Annotated in this window: 18 protein-coding genes; 10 read left to right on the top strand and 8 right to left on the bottom strand. The window is 63.5% G+C overall.

Annotated features, from left to right (window positions below; translation table 11 throughout):
- Positions 1-214: 214 nt before the first annotated feature.
- Positions 215-1,486: a hypothetical protein gene (locus tag HHL25_RS23025; protein ID WP_169595588.1), complete on the top strand. Its 1,272-nt coding sequence runs from the start codon at positions 215-217 to the stop codon at positions 1,484-1,486.
- Positions 1,483-2,070 (top strand): hypothetical protein, encoded by a 588-nt coding sequence (locus HHL25_RS23020; protein ID WP_169595587.1) that lies wholly within the window; start codon positions 1,483-1,485, stop codon positions 2,068-2,070. Before HHL25_RS23025 ends, HHL25_RS23020 begins: the two co-directional genes overlap by 4 nt.
- A 64-nt stretch (positions 2,071-2,134) precedes the next feature.
- Here HHL25_RS23020 and HHL25_RS23015 read toward each other — a convergent pair whose 3' ends face one another.
- Together HHL25_RS23015 and HHL25_RS23010 are read right to left on the bottom strand one after the other, a co-directional pair.
- Positions 2,135-2,434 (bottom strand): DUF2798 domain-containing protein, encoded by a 300-nt coding sequence (locus HHL25_RS23015; protein ID WP_169595586.1) that lies wholly within the window; start codon positions 2,432-2,434, stop codon positions 2,135-2,137.
- Positions 2,431-2,745, bottom strand: a complete 315-nt coding sequence (locus tag HHL25_RS23010; protein ID WP_205927997.1) for a putative quinol monooxygenase — start codon at positions 2,743-2,745, stop codon at positions 2,431-2,433. Before HHL25_RS23010 ends, HHL25_RS23015 begins: the two co-directional genes overlap by 4 nt.
- A gap of 103 nt (positions 2,746-2,848) precedes the next feature.
- Here HHL25_RS23010 and HHL25_RS23005 point away from each other — a divergent pair, with 103 nt between their 5' ends.
- Entirely contained in the window at positions 2,849-3,718 is an 870-nt protein-coding gene (locus HHL25_RS23005; protein ID WP_169595585.1) for a LysR family transcriptional regulator, read from the top strand.
- A 33-nt stretch (positions 3,719-3,751) separates the two neighbouring features.
- On the opposite strand, the gene HHL25_RS23000 is transcribed toward HHL25_RS23005, so the two are convergent.
- Both HHL25_RS23000 and HHL25_RS22995 read right to left on the bottom strand, forming a co-directional pair.
- Positions 3,752-4,357, bottom strand: a complete 606-nt coding sequence (locus HHL25_RS23000; protein ID WP_169595584.1) for a YceI family protein — start codon at positions 4,355-4,357, stop codon at positions 3,752-3,754.
- A 32-nt stretch (positions 4,358-4,389) separates the two neighbouring features.
- On the bottom strand, positions 4,390-5,097 hold the full coding sequence (locus HHL25_RS22995; protein WP_169595583.1) for a hemerythrin domain-containing protein: 708 nt from the start codon (positions 5,095-5,097) through the stop codon (positions 4,390-4,392).
- A gap of 212 nt (positions 5,098-5,309) precedes the next feature.
- Here HHL25_RS22995 and HHL25_RS22990 point away from each other — a divergent pair, with 212 nt between their 5' ends.
- Together HHL25_RS22990 and HHL25_RS22985 are read left to right on the top strand one after the other, a co-directional pair.
- Positions 5,310-5,750 carry a hypothetical protein gene (locus HHL25_RS22990; RefSeq protein WP_205927996.1) on the top strand — a complete coding sequence of 147 codons (441 nt, stop codon included), beginning with the start codon at positions 5,310-5,312 and terminating at the stop codon, positions 5,748-5,750.
- Positions 5,747-7,099, top strand: a complete 1,353-nt coding sequence (locus tag HHL25_RS22985) for a GAF domain-containing protein (protein WP_169595581.1) — start codon at positions 5,747-5,749, stop codon at positions 7,097-7,099. The genes HHL25_RS22990 and HHL25_RS22985 overlap by 4 nt, the downstream gene beginning before the upstream one ends.
- 92 nt (positions 7,100-7,191) lie before the next feature.
- Here HHL25_RS22985 and HHL25_RS22980 read toward each other — a convergent pair whose 3' ends face one another.
- The 3 genes from HHL25_RS22980 to HHL25_RS22970 all read right to left on the bottom strand — a co-directional run bounded on the left by HHL25_RS22980 (position 7,192) and on the right by HHL25_RS22970 (position 10,234).
- Complete coding sequence (locus HHL25_RS22980) at positions 7,192-8,175, bottom strand: OmpA family protein (protein ID WP_169595580.1); 984 nt, start codon at positions 8,173-8,175, stop codon at positions 7,192-7,194.
- A 205-nt stretch (positions 8,176-8,380) separates the two neighbouring features.
- A complete protein-coding gene (locus tag HHL25_RS22975) occupies positions 8,381-9,223 on the bottom strand; it encodes a class I SAM-dependent methyltransferase (protein ID WP_169595579.1) in 843 nt (280 codons plus the stop codon).
- A 330-nt stretch (positions 9,224-9,553) separates the two neighbouring features.
- The gene (locus HHL25_RS22970; protein ID WP_169595578.1) at positions 9,554-10,234 is read right to left on the bottom strand and encodes a winged helix-turn-helix transcriptional regulator; all 681 of its coding nucleotides are present in this window, start codon (positions 10,232-10,234) and stop codon (positions 9,554-9,556) included.
- Between the two features lie 294 nt (positions 10,235-10,528).
- On the opposite strand from HHL25_RS22970, the gene HHL25_RS22965 reads away from it, so the two are divergent.
- A complete protein-coding gene (locus HHL25_RS22965) occupies positions 10,529-13,063 on the top strand; it encodes a DEAD/DEAH box helicase family protein (RefSeq protein ID WP_169595577.1) in 2,535 nt (844 codons plus the stop codon).
- A 150-nt stretch (positions 13,064-13,213) separates the two neighbouring features.
- Here the strand turns inward: HHL25_RS22965 and HHL25_RS22960 are convergent, their stop codons facing one another.
- Positions 13,214-13,603, bottom strand: coding sequence for a hypothetical protein (locus HHL25_RS22960; protein WP_169595576.1), 390 nt, complete (start codon positions 13,601-13,603; stop codon positions 13,214-13,216).
- Between the two features lie 226 nt (positions 13,604-13,829).
- On the opposite strand from HHL25_RS22960, the gene HHL25_RS22955 reads away from it, so the two are divergent.
- The 4 genes from HHL25_RS22955 (at position 13,830) to HHL25_RS22940 (ending at position 17,668) form a co-directional block, all read left to right on the top strand.
- Complete coding sequence (locus tag HHL25_RS22955; protein WP_169595575.1) at positions 13,830-15,395, top strand: helicase HerA-like C-terminal domain-containing protein; 1,566 nt, start codon at positions 13,830-13,832, stop codon at positions 15,393-15,395.
- Between the two features lie 454 nt (positions 15,396-15,849).
- Positions 15,850-16,059: a cold-shock protein gene (locus tag HHL25_RS22950; RefSeq protein ID WP_169595574.1), complete on the top strand. Its 210-nt coding sequence runs from the start codon at positions 15,850-15,852 to the stop codon at positions 16,057-16,059.
- A gap of 228 nt (positions 16,060-16,287) precedes the next feature.
- The gene (locus HHL25_RS22945; RefSeq protein WP_169595573.1) at positions 16,288-17,331 is read left to right on the top strand and encodes a fatty acid desaturase; all 1,044 of its coding nucleotides are present in this window, start codon (positions 16,288-16,290) and stop codon (positions 17,329-17,331) included.
- A gap of 49 nt (positions 17,332-17,380) precedes the next feature.
- Positions 17,381-17,668, top strand: coding sequence for a hypothetical protein (locus HHL25_RS22940; protein WP_169595572.1), 288 nt, complete (start codon positions 17,381-17,383; stop codon positions 17,666-17,668).
- Positions 17,669-17,991 lie beyond the last annotated feature (323 nt).

Genomic DNA, 17,991 nt, shown 5'->3' with positions numbered 1-17,991 from the left:
TTATCTCGACCAGACGGCCATGTTCTCGGCCGCCCTCTCCCACGGCCGGCCCCTCAGCCCGGGGCATCTGGCGCCGGACTGGGATTGGGGGGGCGTAGGCGTATTTTAGCGGCCCTGCACAACAGTCCCCTTGAAAGACAGGCGGAAGACACTGAAAGTACGGAGACTTGAACCGATCCACGATTTCAGCCCTACATTTCAGGAATAGACCCGAATGGATGAGATTCCGATTCCGCAAAAGATCGAGCTCGCGGAAACGCTGAAATCACTTCGGCAATTTCACCCCTTCTACAGGAAAAGCATCGACAAGCTCTTCTGGTACACGGATCCGATCCTGGTCAGGTTCGGCGAGACGGGACCGTGTTCAGGCATCGACGCCGCCGCGCTCAGGCTTCGGGTGGACCGTAGCAACTGCAACGAGGCCGGATACTGGCTGCCCCATCCGGACCTCCGGCCCCATATCGTCAAGCAGGCGAATGCCGAGATCGGACGGCTGAACGTCGCGGCGTCGCCGGAAGATGCCAATCCGAATTTCTCCCGATTCCACAGTCGGTTCGACGCCTCGCTCGCGCAATGCGAGATCAATGACACCGTCCGGCTTTGCAGCCTGGACGGTGAAACAATCACGATCGCCAAGGCCACCTATCTGGATCAGATCGGCACGAACATCACCGCCGATCGCGAGATCGAATTGCCCATTTCAGCAAGACTCAACGAGGACACCCGGAGCCCGTTCGAGGGCAAGACCTGCCGCCAGATGGACACCGAAGCCGACGGCAGGCTGAAACCCTTGAGCCGGTGCGTGCAGGCCAACACGATCGGGGTGGCGACCGTCGCGCTCGACGCGAACAACAAGATCATCGCCCGGTACCGCAACTTCAATCGGCAGAAGCTGCGCCCGGACGACGTGCAGGTTCGGCTTGGGGCAATGAACAAGGGCTGGCACTGCTTTTCCTCAGGGGTTCTGGAGTGGAGCGACATCGAAACCGCCGCCGAGCAGCAGTCAACCGAGCTGTTCTGCGCCAACCTGACGGAAGCGATGCGGCGGGAGATCTGGTACGAGACCGGCTTTCCCCGCGATTCCCGAGAATATTCGATCGTTCCCTACGCATTCGTCAGGGAGTTGAAGCGACCGGGCAAGCCGCAGTTCTTCTTCGTGACGAAATTCCATAACCTGACCGCCGAGGAAATCTGCGACCGTATCGACCGGCACTATGACGAGGGCATCGTCCGCGAGGCGGGGGAATACAGCAGACTCGAAGAAGACCTCGGCCGTAAATTTCTAAGGATGATGTCACGAAAGCGGCAGCCTTCATCGGGCTTCTGGATCATCGAGCCGGATGACCCGGGCCGCCTGTCCCAGAAACGGCTGGCCGATCTCTCCGTCGAGGGGCACAACAACGAGACCTTCACCTACGAACTCTACGGCGCACTGTTCATCCTCAGCGGTTTGGACATCAGCGAAATATTCGGGGGACCATCGTGATCATTCGGCGTGTATTCTTCGGCTCGGGAGCCGGTGGAAGCAGACTGCATCCCATCCGAGCCTTGCTCGTGCTGATGGCCATTTGCAGCATCTGCATCCTGACCGACGAGTATTCGAACCATCTCCCGGCACTGGCGTCGTGGATGCTTTCGGCGCTCGCCCATGTCTCACTGGTCATCGCATTCGGCGAGTTGTCCCTGGTTATTCTCGGCCTCCAGGGAATGGTTTCCGCGGAGTTGGCGATGGGACGCGGGGGCTTCACCATGCCCAATCCGTTCGAAACCGTTTATGCCGGTCCCAAGCCGCTGATCCTCGCGCTTTGCCTTATCGCGGCCCTTTACATGACGAGCACGACGCTGCTGCTGCCGTTCACGTCATTTGGCTACAACGACGACCAATGCTCTCAGTCGCCATACGGGCCCTATCGGTTTGCCTTGCTTCTCATCAACATGATCCCAGGCTACGACGCCTGCATCAAGGATCCCTCGCTCGTCTATAGAACCGTCCGTTACATCATCAACCTCGCCATTCTTGGCACCCTTTTGGCCCGGCTTCCGGCCATGATCCAGGCGAACCAGAAGTGAGCCGCCTTGCGCGACTGGCTGGCGGAGAAGGGCTGACGATCGCCAGCCCTCTGCATCTCCGGCCCTACCGACTGGCGCCCGGCGGTTCGACCAGGTGGTCGACGATGCGGCGGACGAGCGGCATCACGAGCATGGCCGAGGGACAGGCGATCACATAGGACATGGCCCAGGCCTTGAGGATGGCGGCGGCGAGATCCGGGGCGAGGCCGATCGCCCTGAGGGTGGCGATCGAGGCGACGATGCCCGACATCAGCAAGGACAGGATCATCGGCATGACGACGACCCGGCTTGCAGACGGAAGCCGTCGGAGCCTGAAGGTCCGGGCCTTGCGCGGTGTCGGCGCGGCTGGCGAAATCTGGTTCATGACAGCCACGCCCTGGCGATCGGAACGCCGCCCTTCAGCAGGCCAAGATCGAAGAAAGCGCGCGTATAGGGCTTTTCCATATGGAGGGTCAGCGCCGCATCGTCGGCGAAATCCTCGATCAGGATGAATTGATCCGGGTCGGTGATCTGCTGGTAGAAATCGAATTCTTCGCAGCCCGGTTCCATGAGCGTGGCGTCACGAAGCGTGGCAAGGGCAGCGCGCGCCTCTCCGCCCCGGCCGGGGGTGATGGTCAGGCGAACGATACGGCGCAGGCGCCCGGCGGACATGAGATCGGGCTTGGGATCGGACATGGGTGAATTCCTTGTCACAGGGTTGTCGATGCGCCTCTCTTGCCTGAGGACGCCGTTGCGCGCTATTCCCCAAGAAGACACATCAATTGGGCGAATATGCACAATGCTCGACTGGGACGACCTGCGATACTTCGTGGCTCTTGCCGATCATCGTTCGCTTTCGGCCGCGGCCCGCACACTGAAGGTCGATCATGCGACGGTCGCCCGGCGCGTGGCGGCGCTCGAGGAGAAGAGCGGGCTCAGGCTGTTCGACCGCCGCGCCCGCCGCTATCTGCTCACCGGGCAGGGGTTGAGGATCGCCGAACATGCGCGGCGCATGGAGGCCGAGGTCTTTGCCCTGGAGCGCGGGCTTATCGAGGCGGCGGGTGAGACGCCGGTCGAGATTTCGGTGAGCGCACCGCCGGTGCTCGCCGCATCGCTGATTGCTCCGCGCCTGCCGGCCTTCTACGCGGAGCATGCCCATATCCGCCTGCATATCGGGACGGAGGCGCGCAACGTCTCGCTGACCCGGCGCGAGGCGGATATCGCCGTGCGGCTCAGCCGGCCCTCGGATCCGCAGCTGGTGATCCGCAAGGCGGGCCAGGTCTGTTACCGGCTTTACGGCTCGCCGGCCTATCTCCGATCGCGCGAGCCGGCCGATTACGTATTCATCGCCTTTGACGAACTGCTCGACGACACCCCGCAGCAGGCGTGGCTGAAACAGATGGCAGCCGAGCGCGCGATCGTGCTGCGCACCAACGACCTCGGCCTGCAATGTGCCGCCGCCGCGGCAGGGGCCGGCCTTGCCGTGCTGCCGGATTTCGCTGCGGCCGCAGCCGGGCTTCAGGCGATCGGCGGCGAGACCGATGAGGTCCGCCGCGACGCCTACATCACCTATCACGAGGACCTGCGCGGCAGCACGCCGATCGCTGCAACCGCCAGCTTCCTGGCGGAGTGCGTCGGCACCGGGTCAGGCCGCCGCCCGGCGGAATGAGGGCGGCCGGGCCGCCCTCCCCTTTGGTATCCTTCACGACTTCGGCGGGACAAATTCCGCCTCGATCACGAGCTCGACATCCTCGCCGAGCGCCGGCACGGCGAAGTCGAGACCCCAGTCGGTCCGGTGGACCTTGCCGGTCGCGGAAAAGCCGAGGCGCGGCAGCTTGTCCATCGGGTGTTCGCCGACCGAGCCGTTGAACCTGACATCGAGCGTCATCGGATGGGTCTCGCCGCGGAAGGTGAGGTCTCCCTTGATCGTGCCGGTGTTCGCGCCGGTGAGCGCAATCGCCTTCGCAACGAAGGCGATCGGCTTACCCGCGAGGAATTCCGGCGCGCTGCCGATCTTGGCGTCGAAATCCTCGACCTTGGGGAACGGGAAATCCGTCCGCACCGAATTGGGATCAACGGTCACCGCAAGGTCGGATTCGGCCGGATGCTCGGCATCCCACTCCAGATTGGCAGTGACCGTCGCAAACCGGGCCGTGTAGTTCGACAGGCCAAAATGGCTGATCCTCCAGGTCAGGCTGGTATGCGCCGGATCGGTGACATAGGTGCCGCTCGGCGCCGGTTTCGCCGGCTGGCCAGCGAGGGCCGGTATCGGGGCGGCGAGGAGAAGAAGCAGGGCAAGCCTGTGCATCGGAAATGTCCTTCATTATTGTCGGGCCGCATTCAGGCGGCAAGTTTCAGCCGGGTGGCGAGATCGCCGAAGGCCCGTTCGGAAAGGCTCGGACGAACGGCAAACTCCATGATGGCGTTGAATACCTCCGGGGGCGCACCGGTGCGCACGGCGCCGAGAAGGGCGGCCCGTTCGGACGGGTTCATCGCCGGGATCATCAGGCGCATGAAGGCCATGTTCTTCTCCGGCGACATCGAGGCGACGATGCGCATCTCGATCGCCAGGATCTCGTCGTCGGTGAAGTTCTTCCACAGCTGCGTCGCCGTCTCGGTCTCTTCCTCGTGCATGTGGGCCAGATCTTCGGAAAGATAGGCGGCGAAGGCGAGGTAGAGCTTGCGGCCGGCGGCACGCTTGTTGACCGGCCAGGCCTTCTCGACCGCGGCAACAAGCGCCTCCAGCTGATCGAAGGCGAGACGGTGGTCGTCATGCTGGTGGTCGACGGTTTCGGTCGAATAGCCGCGCTGCTGCAGGAGGCCGTGGACGTGGTGGTCCTCGTGCATCACGTGGTCGGCCGCCAGCGTGATGAAGGTGCGCAGCTGCGCCAGCACGCTTTCGGCTTCCTCGGGATTTTCGTAGTCGGCGGCACCGAGCCGGCCGAGCATGTCGCAGCCGGCCTTGCGCAGGCCCTTGTGGATGGCGCCGTAGAAATCGTAGCGGCCGTCGAGATCGGGGATATCGGTCATGGAAACATGGTGTGTCATCGGGTTCTTCCTCTGTGGTTGGCGCCGGCATCAGGACAGGGCGGCGGCGCGGTGAGAGGCTCATAGGACGGCGCCCGGCAAGCCGCTTCCTAAATGCTTCCTAAGACCGATCTCGCGTTGCTAAAATTTTCCTATCTTCCTAGGATTGCCGCACGGACGGGGGATGTCGGGTGATCGAGGCCGGGGTAGCAAGTTTCATCGAAGGGCGGGTGATGATCCTCATCGCCACGCGCAACGAGGCGCATCGCCCGATGATCGGGCGGGCGACCGGCGCACGCTTCGACAGCCAGCGCGGCGGCATCTCGCTTCTCGTTTCGGCGAGCCAGTGGCCGGATGCGGTGGCGCATGCCCTGCCCGGCACGCCGCTCTCGGCGACCTTCGTCAAGCCGGACGATTACCGCGCCTACCAGATCAAGGGGCCGATCATGGAGGTGCGCCCGACCGACGCGATCGAGCAGGCCCGCGGCGCCCAATACGTGACCGACATGCTGTCGGTGATGGGCGCGCTCGGGGTCAGCCGGCTGCAGCTTTCGAGCACGCTCAGCGATCGCGACCTGATGCACATCACCTTCCTGCCGCGCGACCTCTTCGTGCAGACGCCGGGACCGGAAGCCGGTCGCCGCCTCGGCGCGCCGGAAGAAGGCGCCCGATGATCCGGCTCAGCACCATCCGCGACGCCTTCGAAGGCGTCATCCCCTCGGTGATCGCCACGACCGACAGCGAAGGCATGCCGAACGCCTCCTATCTCTCCCACGTCTACTACATCGACGACGGGCATGTGGCGCTCTCCAACCAGTTCTTCTCCAAGACGGCGGTGAATGTCGCGGCGAACGGGCTCGCGACCGTGATGGTGGTCGACGGCCACAGCGGCCAGCAATATATCCTCGACCTCACTTACGATCGCTCGGAGACCGCCGGCGAGACCTTCGACCGGGTCGCCGGCCATCTCGAGGTGATGAGCGTCGAGCAGGGCATGGGCGGCATCATGAAGCTCCGGGCCCTGGATATCTACCGCGTCGAGGACTGCCGCGCGGTGCCGGCCGCCCATCCGCTCGAACTGCCGGTGCCGGGAGCCCGCGACGCGCGCGACCATCTCGACCTGACGTGCCGGCTGGCCGCGGAACTCTGCGGCGAGACGGATGCCGAACGCCTGCTCGACCGGGCGCTGACCGGGCTCGAGACGCATTTCGGCTTCAGCCATTCGATGGTGCTGGTGCCGGACAACGAGAGACTGCAGCTGACGACGATCGCCAGCCACGGCTACGACCGCTTCGGCTTCGGCTCGGAAGTCGCCTTCGGCAGCGGCGTCATCGGCATGGCGGCAGCAACCCACCGACCGATCCGGATCAGCGACCTGCGCCGCAGCCGGCGTTACGTGAACGCGGTCGGCTCGGCCAGCGGCATCACCGGGGCCGATCCCCTGCCGCTGCCGGCGCTCGAAGTGCCGCTCAGCCAGATGGCGGTGCCGATGGTGGCGCAGGGACAGCTGGTCGGCGTGCTGTTCGTGGAAGCCGAACGCTCCTTCGCCTTCCGCCACCGCGACGAGGAAGCCCTTTCCATTCTCGCCGGGCACCTGGCGCTTGCCCTGACGCTCGCGGGCCAGGAGCGCGAACGCCCCGAAGGCGACGAGGTGGCAGGCCCGACACCGGACGAGACGACCGGGCGCGCGGCGGAGACGGTGTCGATCCGCTTCTATCCGCGCGACGGCTCGGTCTTCATCGACCAGGACTATGTGATCCGCGGCGTTCCGGGGCGGCTGCTCAAGCATTTCGTCGAGGAATATGCGGTAAGCGGCCGGCAGGACTTCCTCAACCGCGAAATTCGCCGCGACCGCAGCCTGCAACTGCCCGACTTCAAGGACAATCTCGAGACACGGCTGATCCTGCTCCGCCGCCGTCTCGAGGAAAAGGGCGGCCCGATCCGGATTACCCGCGCCGACCGCGGCCGCATCCGTTTCGAGATGGACGGCGTGCCCGACCTGGTGGTGGTCGAGGAGGATTGAGGCGGCGGCCGAGACCGGAGGACCGGCTCGCCCGCGGGATTTTCCACGGGCAAGCCTATCCCTCACCGCCTATCCTTCCAAGCCGGGCCGGCTCAGAACTCCAGCGCCTTGACCAGTTCGACGCGGCGGTTCTTCGTGCGGCCGGGCTCGCTGTCGTTGGTGGCGACGGGGGCGGCCATGCCGGCGCCGAAGGGCTTCATCCGGCCGGCGGAAATGCCGGAGGCGGCAAGTGCCGCGACGACCGCCTCGGCCCGCCTCTTCGACAGGTCGACATTGTAGTCGAAGCCGCCCTTGGCGTCGGTGTGGCCGGCGACCACGACCTTGATGTCGGGCGAGGACGTCAGGAACTTGGCGATCTCGTCGAGGGTGGGCTTCGATTCCGGCTTGATCGTCGCCTTGTCGAAATCAAACAGGATGCCATAGAGCGAGACGCGGCCGTTGGCGGCGATCTGGCGTTCCATTTCGGCGGCGTCGACGAAAACGATCTTGTCCTCTTCCATCGGCTGGGTCTCGATCACGTCGACCAGCACTTCCGGCTTCTTGGCGAAGTCGATCACATAGACCGAGGCATAGACGTCGCCTTCCGGGCGGGTGAGCTTCAGGGCCGTGTAAACCTGGGTGTCGGGGCTCGAATGGATGTCGCCGGTGCCCATCGGGCTTTCGTCGTGAAGGGCGAAATAGAGTTCCGACCCGCCGCCGTCCGAGCAATCCTTGCCGCGGCATTCGAAGAGGATCTGGAAGCCCTTGGCCTTCATGTCGGCCTGGAAATTGCGGGCGACCTCGAGCGCCGAGCGACCGGCCGGACCTTCATAGCGGATGCGATAGGCCTTGCCGGCGATGGCAAGCGTGTTGGCCGGCGACAGGCGCTTGCCGGCGGCAGCCCGCATGTCGGCGCTTCTGATCGGCTTCACCAGCAGCCGCTGCTCCTCATAGTCGCGCGTCTTGTAGAGCGTCATCACCGCCTCTTCATAACGCCCGACCAGCGGATGGTCCTTCCCGCCCGCGACATCGCGGGCATGGGCGGGCATGAGGCCGAAGGTGAAAAGCAGAATGCAAAAGAGGGAAAGAAAACGCATAGCTTGATCCTTGTCGCCGTGGCTAAACCCGAAAATGCGGGCGCGACACTAGCACAGGTTGTTGTGACGGTCTTGAGATTGAGATCACACTACGGCGGGGGGTTGGCGACAGGCCTGCCGACGGCGAAAAGCCGGCGGAGACGATCCGCCGGCTTTTCCATTCGGTGCGAAGGCGGCCCCCCTCTCCTTACCCCCGCCCCTCGCCTCAGGCCTTGACGAGCACGACCTCGAGATAGTCGCTCGGGGCGACCATGGTGCCGTCGGAGGCGCGGTTGAAGCGGGCGATGAGGGCGAAGATGTCGTCTTCGAGAGCCTTGCGCTCGCCGGCGCCGGGGAGGTTTTCAAACGCCTTGTGGACCGGGCCGTACCAGCTGCGGAAGACCTCCAGCCAATGGGCGGGCGAGCGGTAGCGGAAGGTGAAGGTTTTCGGCGTCACCTTGAGCTTTCCGGCGCCGCCGAAGAGCTCGTCGAGCCGCTCGCGCGTGCCCCAGAGCGCCGGCGAGCGGACGCCCGGCGGCGGCGGCAGGTGGCGGCCGATGGTCTTGAACAGCTCACCGACAAAACTCTGCGGCGTCCAGTTGGCAAGGCCGAGGCGGCCGCCCGGGCGCAGCACCCTGAGCATCTCGGCGGCGGCCTTGTCCTGGTCGGGGGTGAACATCACGCCGAAGGTCGACATCACCACGTCGAAGCTCTTGTCGGCAAAGGGCAAGGCTTCGGCGTCGGCGGTGCGGAAATCGACCTTCAGCCCGTCGGCGAGCGCGCGGGCACGGGCCCGGTCGAGCAGCGCCGGGACATAGTCGGTCGAGGTGACCTCGGCCCAGCGGCGGGCGGCGGCGAGCGTCGCATTGCCGTTGCCGGCGGCGACGTCGAGCACGCGTTCGCCGGCGCGCAGGTCGAGCGCCTCGCAGAGGTCCTCGCCGACGATCTGCAGCGTGGTGCCGACGACCGCATAGTCGCCGGAGGCCCAGGCGGCCTGCTGGCGGGCCTTGACGGCGGCAAGATCGACACCGGAGGCAGCCGGTGCAACGGAAGCAAGATTGGCATGCATGTCATTTCTCCTTGAAACAGGGGCGGGGCGACGCCGCGATGCCGCGGCGATCCTGCCCCTCATGTCGTTGTCGATTGCGATTTTTGGACGGGCGGAAAGCGGCGCCGCAGCGGTTTCTTCCGCGTTCGGCCTGTCCATGCTTCACACTGTGCCGCATGGGGCGGAACGCCGGCCAGTGTAGAAACTGTAGCGGACCGCTACAGTTTCAGGAGTGCGGGCCCAGGATGGGCAGGCACAGGCACGGGGCGCGCCGCGCCTGACGCCGGCCGGTCCCGGCAAGGACGGCGGCAGGAGACGCTTCTGGAGCGGGGGGCGGAAAGATGCCGTCGGTCAGGCGGCAAAGGCGCTGCGCACCATCCAGTCGCCGATCGAGGCGGCGAGGCGCTGGTCGCCGACCAGCGAGATGCGGCCCTTCGACACTTCCGCGCCGAGGCTCGAATGGCCCATCCAGGCGGACGTCATCGCCTTCAGGTCGGCGATGACGAAGAGGTCGACATCATGGCCCGGATCGATGAGGCAGAGATCGACCGGCAGGCCCGGCCGCGACATCAGCCAGTAGTCCTGCTCGTCGCGCGGCAGTTCGGGAAAGGAGAACTTGATGACGCTGCGACGGCCCGACGGCAGGCGGGCGACATCGACCTTGCGGCGCATGTTCCACATCAGGAGCCGCGCATCAAGGTTTTCCAGCGTCACGTCGGCGTCGATGTAGCGATGCGCCCACTGGCCGAGCGCATGGACGATCGGCTGCAGCTCGTCGGCCATCTCGGTGGTGCGGTAGTGGATCTCGCCGGTGTCCACGTTATGCAGGCGCTGGACCAGGCCGCGCTGCTCCATCTCGCGCAGCCGCTTCGACATCAGCGTCGGCGACATGCCCGGCACGCCGCGGTGGATCTCGTTGAAACGCAGCGACCCCGCCCACATCTCGCACAAGAGCAGGAGCGTCCAGCGCGGCTCGAGCACCTCGCAGGCCTTGGCGACGGGACAAAACTGCTGATAGCCATCCTTGGACATCACAGGTCCTCCGGCCAGCGATTATGCGACCGGGCCGGACGGGCGTCCAGTGTAGATAGTGTAGTGGGGGTGGGGGAGCTGTCCAAATTTGACTACCGAGGTGAGACGGGCAACAGACTGTTCGCGAATGGACAATCGGCGCGAAAGCAGACTTCGAGGTATGATTTGAGATTAAGGATAGGGCGGAACCCAGCGCCTACAGGAGGCAACACATTTCAAAGTTGTATAAGGGGCGCAGAATCCGTTAACATTGTATCATGAGTTTGAGATAGGCAGGACGAGAGAGGAAACGCCATGATTGACTTCAATAAACTGTCTCGCCCCAAAGCCAACTCGGCTCCGACTGATCCAATTGAGATTTTCGCCAGAACGCCGAACCTCAGTAACGCCCCCAATGATCTATGGAAGGGACAGGCTGAAGCATTGCAGCGCTGGCATTCAGCGCGCGACAAGCACGACAATGCCGTACTGCTCAACACGGGCGCCGGAAAATCCATCGTCGGCGTGTTGATCGCCCAGAGTCTGGTTAATGAGCAAATCGGCCCTATTGTTTTTGCATGCAGCACCATCGATCTCGTGGAGCAAACCGCGCGGGAATGCGACCGCCTAGGGATACCTTACACCACCCGTGCACACGGGAATTTCTCCGATGATCGGTTCGAGACGGGAAAGGCGTTTTGCATCACGACCTATCAGGCCCTGTTCACCGCGAATTCTACCTTCAGCAAGGAGAAGTCGCCTGCGGGGGTCATTTTCGACGACGCCCACGTCGCTGAGCGCATGATTAGGGATGCATTCACCTTGTCGATTTCCAAGGAGACGTATCCGACGCTCTTCTCGGACATCATCGCAATGGTTCGGCCTGAATTCGAGAAGCTTAACAAAGGACCGCAACTCGGCGCAGTCCTCGAACAGCACGGCGCGCAGGTGACAATGTGCCCACCCGCCACCGCGTATAGATGCAGAGACCAAATCCTCGAAGCCATTAAGAGGGTCAATGATTGGAGAAAAAGCGACCTGTTCTTCCCGACCCTAAGGCTCTGGGAAAACATTGGGAACTGCGCCATCTTGATTTCGTCAAATGCCATTGAGATCACCCCGCCGTTCATTCCCACGGGCGTTTACGACTTCCTCGGAAAAGGCGTGCGACGTGTGTACCTGTCGGCGACCTTGGAGTTTGAGACCGACTTCGTCCGCGGCTTCGGTCGAAGGATCACAAATCAGATCGCTCCCGACAACGACGCGGGCAACGGTGAGCGGCTGATCCTCCTTAGCAGTCTCTTCAAAGACAAGCCCGACAAGAAGGAGGTCGCGGCCGAGGTTCTAAAGAAGAACAAGCTACTAGTGTCCGTTCCGTCCTATCCTAAAGCGCAAGCGTGGAAACACATCGGCACTCCACCCGCCAAGGCGAATTTCTCGGCCGAGCTCCAAAACTTTAGGAAGGCGTCGTCTGGCGCGTTCATCTTGGTGTCGCGTATTGACGGCATCGATCTTCCTCAGGACACGTGCCGGGTGATGCTCATCGACGGGGCTCCGTCCGGCACCAGCCTGATGGACCAGTACCTGTTTCAGCACCTATCGCTCAGCAACCTCTTCTCTACCAAGATGGCCGGGCGGATCACGCAGCTGCTTGGCCGCATCAACCGGGGCAGAAGCGACTATGGGGCGTTCCTCATACAAGGAGGCGACCTCAATGTTTGGCTCAAGACCGAACGCAACGTTGCCCTGCTTCCACCACTGATCAGAAAACAAGTTATCCTCGGCCAGACAGTCCAAGAGGGCATGGACAAGGGCGATCCAGAGGCGATCGCTTCTCTGATATCGCAGGTCATCTCCCGTGATGCTGGATGGCTACAGTTCTATCGGGAAACCGTGGACGGACTTGAGGTGTCAGAGGACGCTCTAGCAAAGGTTAAGGAGCGCGAGGCGCAGTTGGCCACGTCCGCCGTGGCCGAGTGCGAGTTTATGACCAAGATGTGGCAAGGCGACGTCGAAGGAGCTCGGAAGGCCTTGCTCGATGCTCTCGACGCCACCGCCATGGCTGATGCTAAGTTGGCTGGTTGGTACTCGGTTTGGCTCGGCGCGACTTACGAAAACGCGGGTGACAATGAAACAGCGAGTGCGCACTACAAGAAGGCTCGATCCCGACTGTCCGCGTGGCTGAACGTTCCCTTCCGCAACGATGCCGACGTCAAGGCCGTGGCCGAAGGCGCAAAAACGGCTCTTCAGAGAGTCTTGCTCGCGACAAACCACCATGGACCCCAGGCACTCGGTGACTTGGTTTGGAAGCTCAAGCAACAAGCCAGGATACTGCTCGACAAGAGCGCGACCTCCAACGCCAAGGAGGAAGCGGTCAGGCTGTACGGGGAGCTTCTAGGATTTGATGCGTCTAGACCTGACAACGAATGGGGCAAAGGCCCCGATGTCATATGGATGGACCCCGATTCCGCCGGCTGCGTGGCATTCGAGCTTAAGACGGAAAAGAACGCCCCTGCCGAGTACAGTAAGAGCGAGGTTGGCCAGTCCTTAAACCATATCCAGTGGCTCAAGGACAATGAAGGCGAGAAGGCCTGGGAGGGGGTACTGATCGTTGGTCCGCCCGGCGTCTGCAAATCCGAAGCAAGTCCCTCGGACGAAATCTTTCTCGTCGAGACGACGGCGCTGGCGGCTCGGATGACGGAGTTTGCCGCGAAGATCGATGATACGAGGGGTAGAATAGTAATTGAAAGGTGGACAATCTTGAAGGAGATTGGAGAACTTTCCGAATGGCAACCTTCGGGCTGGTCCAGATCGTTGGCCAAGACCCCACTCAAGAGCCTCAAAAAGTGAAGCGCTGTTATCCAGATCGGTAGGCCACGCTTTCGTGACTGTAATTGGCGCAAAACTGTCTCGCCAATCGCCCCCTCCCCCAGACACAAAAAAACCGCCGGGTCGCCCCGGCGGCTTTTCTTTGCAAAAATCCGTTTGTCCCGGTGTCGCTCAGACGAACTGGCTCAAGCCCGGAACCGAGGCGACGACTTCGTCGACGACTTCGTCGCCGGCATATTCGCGGGCGACCGCGATGGTTTCCTTGGCGAGCTTGGAGATTTCACCCATGCCGAGGCCCTGGGACATCAGCTGCTGGCCGAGGCCCATGATGCCGCCGCCGCCGAGCGCGCTCATCAGGCCGCCGAGGAGGCCCTTGCCTTCGCCTTCGCCGTTGTGCTTGGCCACGAGGTCCAGCGCGCCGGGGATGGCTTCGATCATCTTGGCGACCGGGCCGTCGGCCGCTTCGCGCTGGAGGAAGCCGAGCATCATGCCGAGGGCCTTTTCAGCGGTTTCCTGCTCGATGCCGACACTGTCGGCGATGCGGTTTACGAGATCACTCATGGTCTTGCTCCTGGGCAAAGATTGACGTTGACGTCAAAGTAATTGAACTGTCCGGCGAACTCAAGCGCCCGAGACGGGCGATCCGCTGTTTTCCCCGACCGGCCGGTTGGCAGCGCTGTTGTCGATGTTTCACACTATCCTTATAAGGGCAAGGTGATGAATCGATGAAGGCCTTGCGGCGCAAGAAATGCCGCCGTAGCGCCGAAGCAACCGGGGAAGAAGAGGCATGCTTGAGGACGGGAAACTCTATATCGGCACCAGCCGCAATCCGGACGACAGCCTCAACAAGGGCGAATATCTCGACCTCAGGTTCGGCAACCGCCACGGCCTCGTCACGGGTGCGACCGGCACCGGCAAGACGGTGACGCTGCAGGTGCTGGCGGAAAGCTTTTCCAATGCCGGCGTGCCTGTCTTCGCCGCCGACATCAAGGGCGACCTGTCCGGCATCGCCGCGATGGGCGAGGCCAAGGACTGGGTGACGAAGCGGGCCGAGCAGATCGGTTTCAGCGACTTTGCCTTCCAGGAATTCCCGGTGATCTTCTGGGATCTCTACGGCGAGAAGGGCCACCGGGTGCGCACCACCATCGCCGAGATGGGCCCGCTGCTGCTCGCCCGGCTGATGGATGCGTCCGAGGCGCAGGAAGGCGTGTTGAACATCGCCTTCAAGATCGCCGACCAGGGCGGGCTGGCGCTGATGGACCTCAAAGACCTGCAGGCGCTGCTCAACTACATGGGCGAGCATGCCACAGAACTCTCCAACCAGTTCGGCCTGATCTCCAAGTCGTCGGTCGGCTCGCTGCAGCGCGGGCTGCTGGTGCTGGAGCAGCAGGGGGCGGAAAACTTCTTCGGCGAGCCGGCGCTGAAGATCTCCGACATCATGCGCACCACCAATGACGGGCGCGGCGCGATCTCGGTGCTCGCCGCCGACAAGCTGATGATGAACCCGCGGCTTTATGCGACCTTCCTGCTGTGGATGCTCTCGGAGCTGTTCGAGGAACTGCCGGAGGTGGGCGATCCCGACAAGCCGAAGCTGGTGTTCTTCTTCGACGAGGCGCATCTGCTGTTCAACGACGCGCCGAAGGTTCTGGTCGAGCGCGTCGAGCAGGTGGTGCGGCTGATCCGCTCTAAGGGTGTGGGCGTCTATTTCGTCACGCAGAACCCGCTCGACGTTCCCGAAACCGTGCTCGCCCAGCTCGGCAACCGCGTGCAGCATGCGCTGCGCGCCTATACGCCGCGCGAGCAGAAGGCGGTGAAGACCGCCGCCGACACCTTCCGCCCCAACCCCGCTTTCGACTGCGCCACCGCGATCACCACGCTCGGCACCGGCGAGGCGCTGATCTCGACGCTCGAGGGCAAGGGCGCACCGTCGATCGTCGAACGCACGCTGGTGCGTCCGCCGTCGGGACGCGTCGGGCCGCTTTCGGACGGCGAGCGCCAGGCGGTCATCAATGTGAGCCCGGTCGCCGGCCTCTACGACAAGGACCTCGACCGGGAATCGGCCTTCGAGATCCTCACCGAGCGCGCCCGCAAGGCGGCGGAAGCGGAAGCCGCGCGCCGCGCCGAGGAGCAGAAGGCGGGCGAAGACAACAGTGCGGCCGGCCGCTGGTCGCTGCCGGGCTTCGGCACGGAGGCCGAGGATGACGACCGCCAGACCAAGACCACGGCGCGCAAGAGCTCCGGCTACCAGCGCGAGACGGTGATCGAGGCGGCAATGAAGAGTGCGGCGCGTTCCGTCGCGACCTCGGTCGGCCGGGCCCTGGTGCGCGGCATTCTCGGCAGCCTCAGGCGGTAAGGGCCGCCACGCCTTTCTGCGCATTCCCCTCCCCCGGCGCCGCCATGATCGGCTCACCGGGCAGCCTTCGTTGACCGGTGGCGGTCGGTCATCCGGCACTTGCCTCTCATTCGCCTCCTGAGCCAGTCGAAGGGGCGGCACCTTCTCCCCGTCTTACGGGGAGAAGGAACAAGCGGCACCGCCCCGGCCATTCCCTCCTCCGCTGCGACGCTCGGCACAACCACGCCTTGGCATTTTCACAATTGCGAATTCAACTCCTGGGCGCACATAAAAAGAACACAAACAATAAGTTGACAAGAGGCCCATGGGATGTGTATCTACGCTCATCGATGCTTGTTTGCCGATAGTTGTTTATGGCGCCCCGCGCCTCTGGACGAACTTCCCTCTCTCAAAAGTCGAAACAACCGCCGTGCGTCGCCCGGCGGCAGTCAATCTTGCCAAGAAAGGGTTTTTCATGACCACCGGCACCGTAAAATGGTTCAACACCACCAAGGGCTTCGGCTTCATCCAGCCGGACAACGGCGAAGCAGACGTCTTCGTCCACATCTCGGCCGTACAGCGCGCCGGCATGAGCGATCTGGTCGAAGGCCAGAAGGTCAGCTTCGAGCTGGAACGCGACCGCAAGTCGGGCAAGATGTCCGCCGGCCAGCTGCAGGCCGCCTGAGGCTTCGACCGGCCATGACCCGGATCTTCCGGCATGGCAGGTGAATGCGCCGAGAAGGCCAGGCGAATGTCTGGCCTTTTTTGCATCCGCGGAACCGGTCGGACGCCGACACCGCGGCCGCGACGAAAAGCCCGGCACGGATGCGCCCGCCTGCGGCGGTAAGAGCCCTGCCGGGGCGACCGTCTCACCACGGATCTGAGCAGACCCCACGGATCGGACCTTACGAACATGAACGTCAATGTCTCCATCAGTGCTCCCGCCACTCCTGGCGAAGACAATGTCGCGGCGTGGCTGAAGATCCTCGCGCGCTATCGCCAGCCGCGGCTGAAGCGCAGCGTTTTCGAGCTGGTCGTGACGCTGGTGCCGTTCATGCTCTTCTGGGCGCTCGCCTATCTCTCCTATGTCAACGGCTTCTGGCCCGGCCTCATCGCCATCATTCCGGCCGGCATCTTCCTGCTGCGCCTGTTCATGATCCAGCACGATTGCGGCCACGGCTCGTTCTTTGCCCGTCGCGGGCTCGACGACTGGACCGGCCGGCTGATCGGCGTCCTGACGCTCACTCCTTACGGCTACTGGCGGCGGGCGCACGCGATCCACCACGCCTCGGCGGGAAACCTCGACGAGCGCGGCATCGGCGACATCACCACGCTGACGCTCGAAGAGTATCGGGCGCTTTCGCCGCGCGGCCGGCTCGCTTACCGCCTCTATCGCCATCCGGTCGTGATGTTCGGCATCGGCCCGGCCTACATCTTCCTCATCAAGCAGCGGCTTCCCTTCGGCATGATGAAGGACGGCGCGATGCCGTGGATCTCGACCATGGGCACCAATCTTTCGATCGCCGTGGTCTGCGCCCTGATGATCTGGGCCGTCGGTCTCGTGCCTTTCCTCGTCATCCATCTGCCGGTCGTGCTGATCGCCGGCGCCGTCGGCATCTGGCTGTTCTACGTGCAGCACCAGTTCGAGGAAACGCACTGGTCGAAGAGCGAGGAATGGCAGTTCCCGAAGGCGGCCCTGCACGGCGCCTCGCATTACGACCTGCCGCTGGCGCTGCGCTGGCTGACCGGTAACATCGGCATCCATCACGTCCATCACCTGGCGAGCCGCATTCCCTATTACCGCCTGCCGGAAGTGCTGCGCAACCATCCGGAACTCGCCGGGATCGGCCGTATCACGATCCGCGACAGCCTTTCCTGCGTGAAGCTCGCAGTCTGGGACGAAAAACGCGGACGGCTCCTCTCCTTCCGCGAAGCACACCGCGCGATGGCCGCCTGACCGGCCGCACCGCGCTTCCTACATCAAGACACTATTTCAAGGACCTATCATGCTCGAACTCACCCCCGTCCAGATCCGCGGACTGAAACTCGCCAAGGACGGCGACCTCTTTCCCGCCGAAGGCAACAGCTTCACGCATCTCAATGCCCAGGTGACCTATGCGCGGACCGACCGCTTCAAGGAGCGGCCGCAGAAGATCAAGTCGGTGAGGACCGCCACGGTCAACGAACTGCGCGAACACGGGCTCCTGCAGGTGCTGAACAGCGACAGCGCCGCAGACCAGTCCGCCCATGGCATCACCATGGCCGGCAAGATGTGGCTCTTGCAGAACAAGTAAGGCCGACGGGTCTCGTCCCGTCGTTCATCGGCACGGTGAGGCGGGATGAAAGGGCTCCGCGTCTTGCGGTCCTTCGCTCCTCGTAGGCACTCCACTCCTCATCCGCCTGCCGCTATCCCTCAGCACCTGCCCCTCATCCGCCTGCCGGCACCTTCTCCCCGTTCTGACGGGGAGAAGGAACGAGTGGCACCGCCGCGGCCGTCCCCTTGTAACTTCCCAAATGGCGCATTCGGCTATGTAATGCCGGTTGCGGTGGCGGATGGGAGACCGAATTCCCTTTGGGACAGCAAGCCCGTGGGAGAGCAAGGGTCTCCGTCCGCCGT

Origin of the sequence: Rhizobium terricola, from assembly GCF_012927355.1 — a bacterium.
Classification (GTDB): Bacteria; Pseudomonadota; Alphaproteobacteria; order Rhizobiales; family Rhizobiaceae; genus Allorhizobium; species Allorhizobium terricola.
The sequence above is the reverse complement of the archived record's forward strand: the minus strand, read 5'-3'. Positions and strand labels throughout refer to the sequence as shown.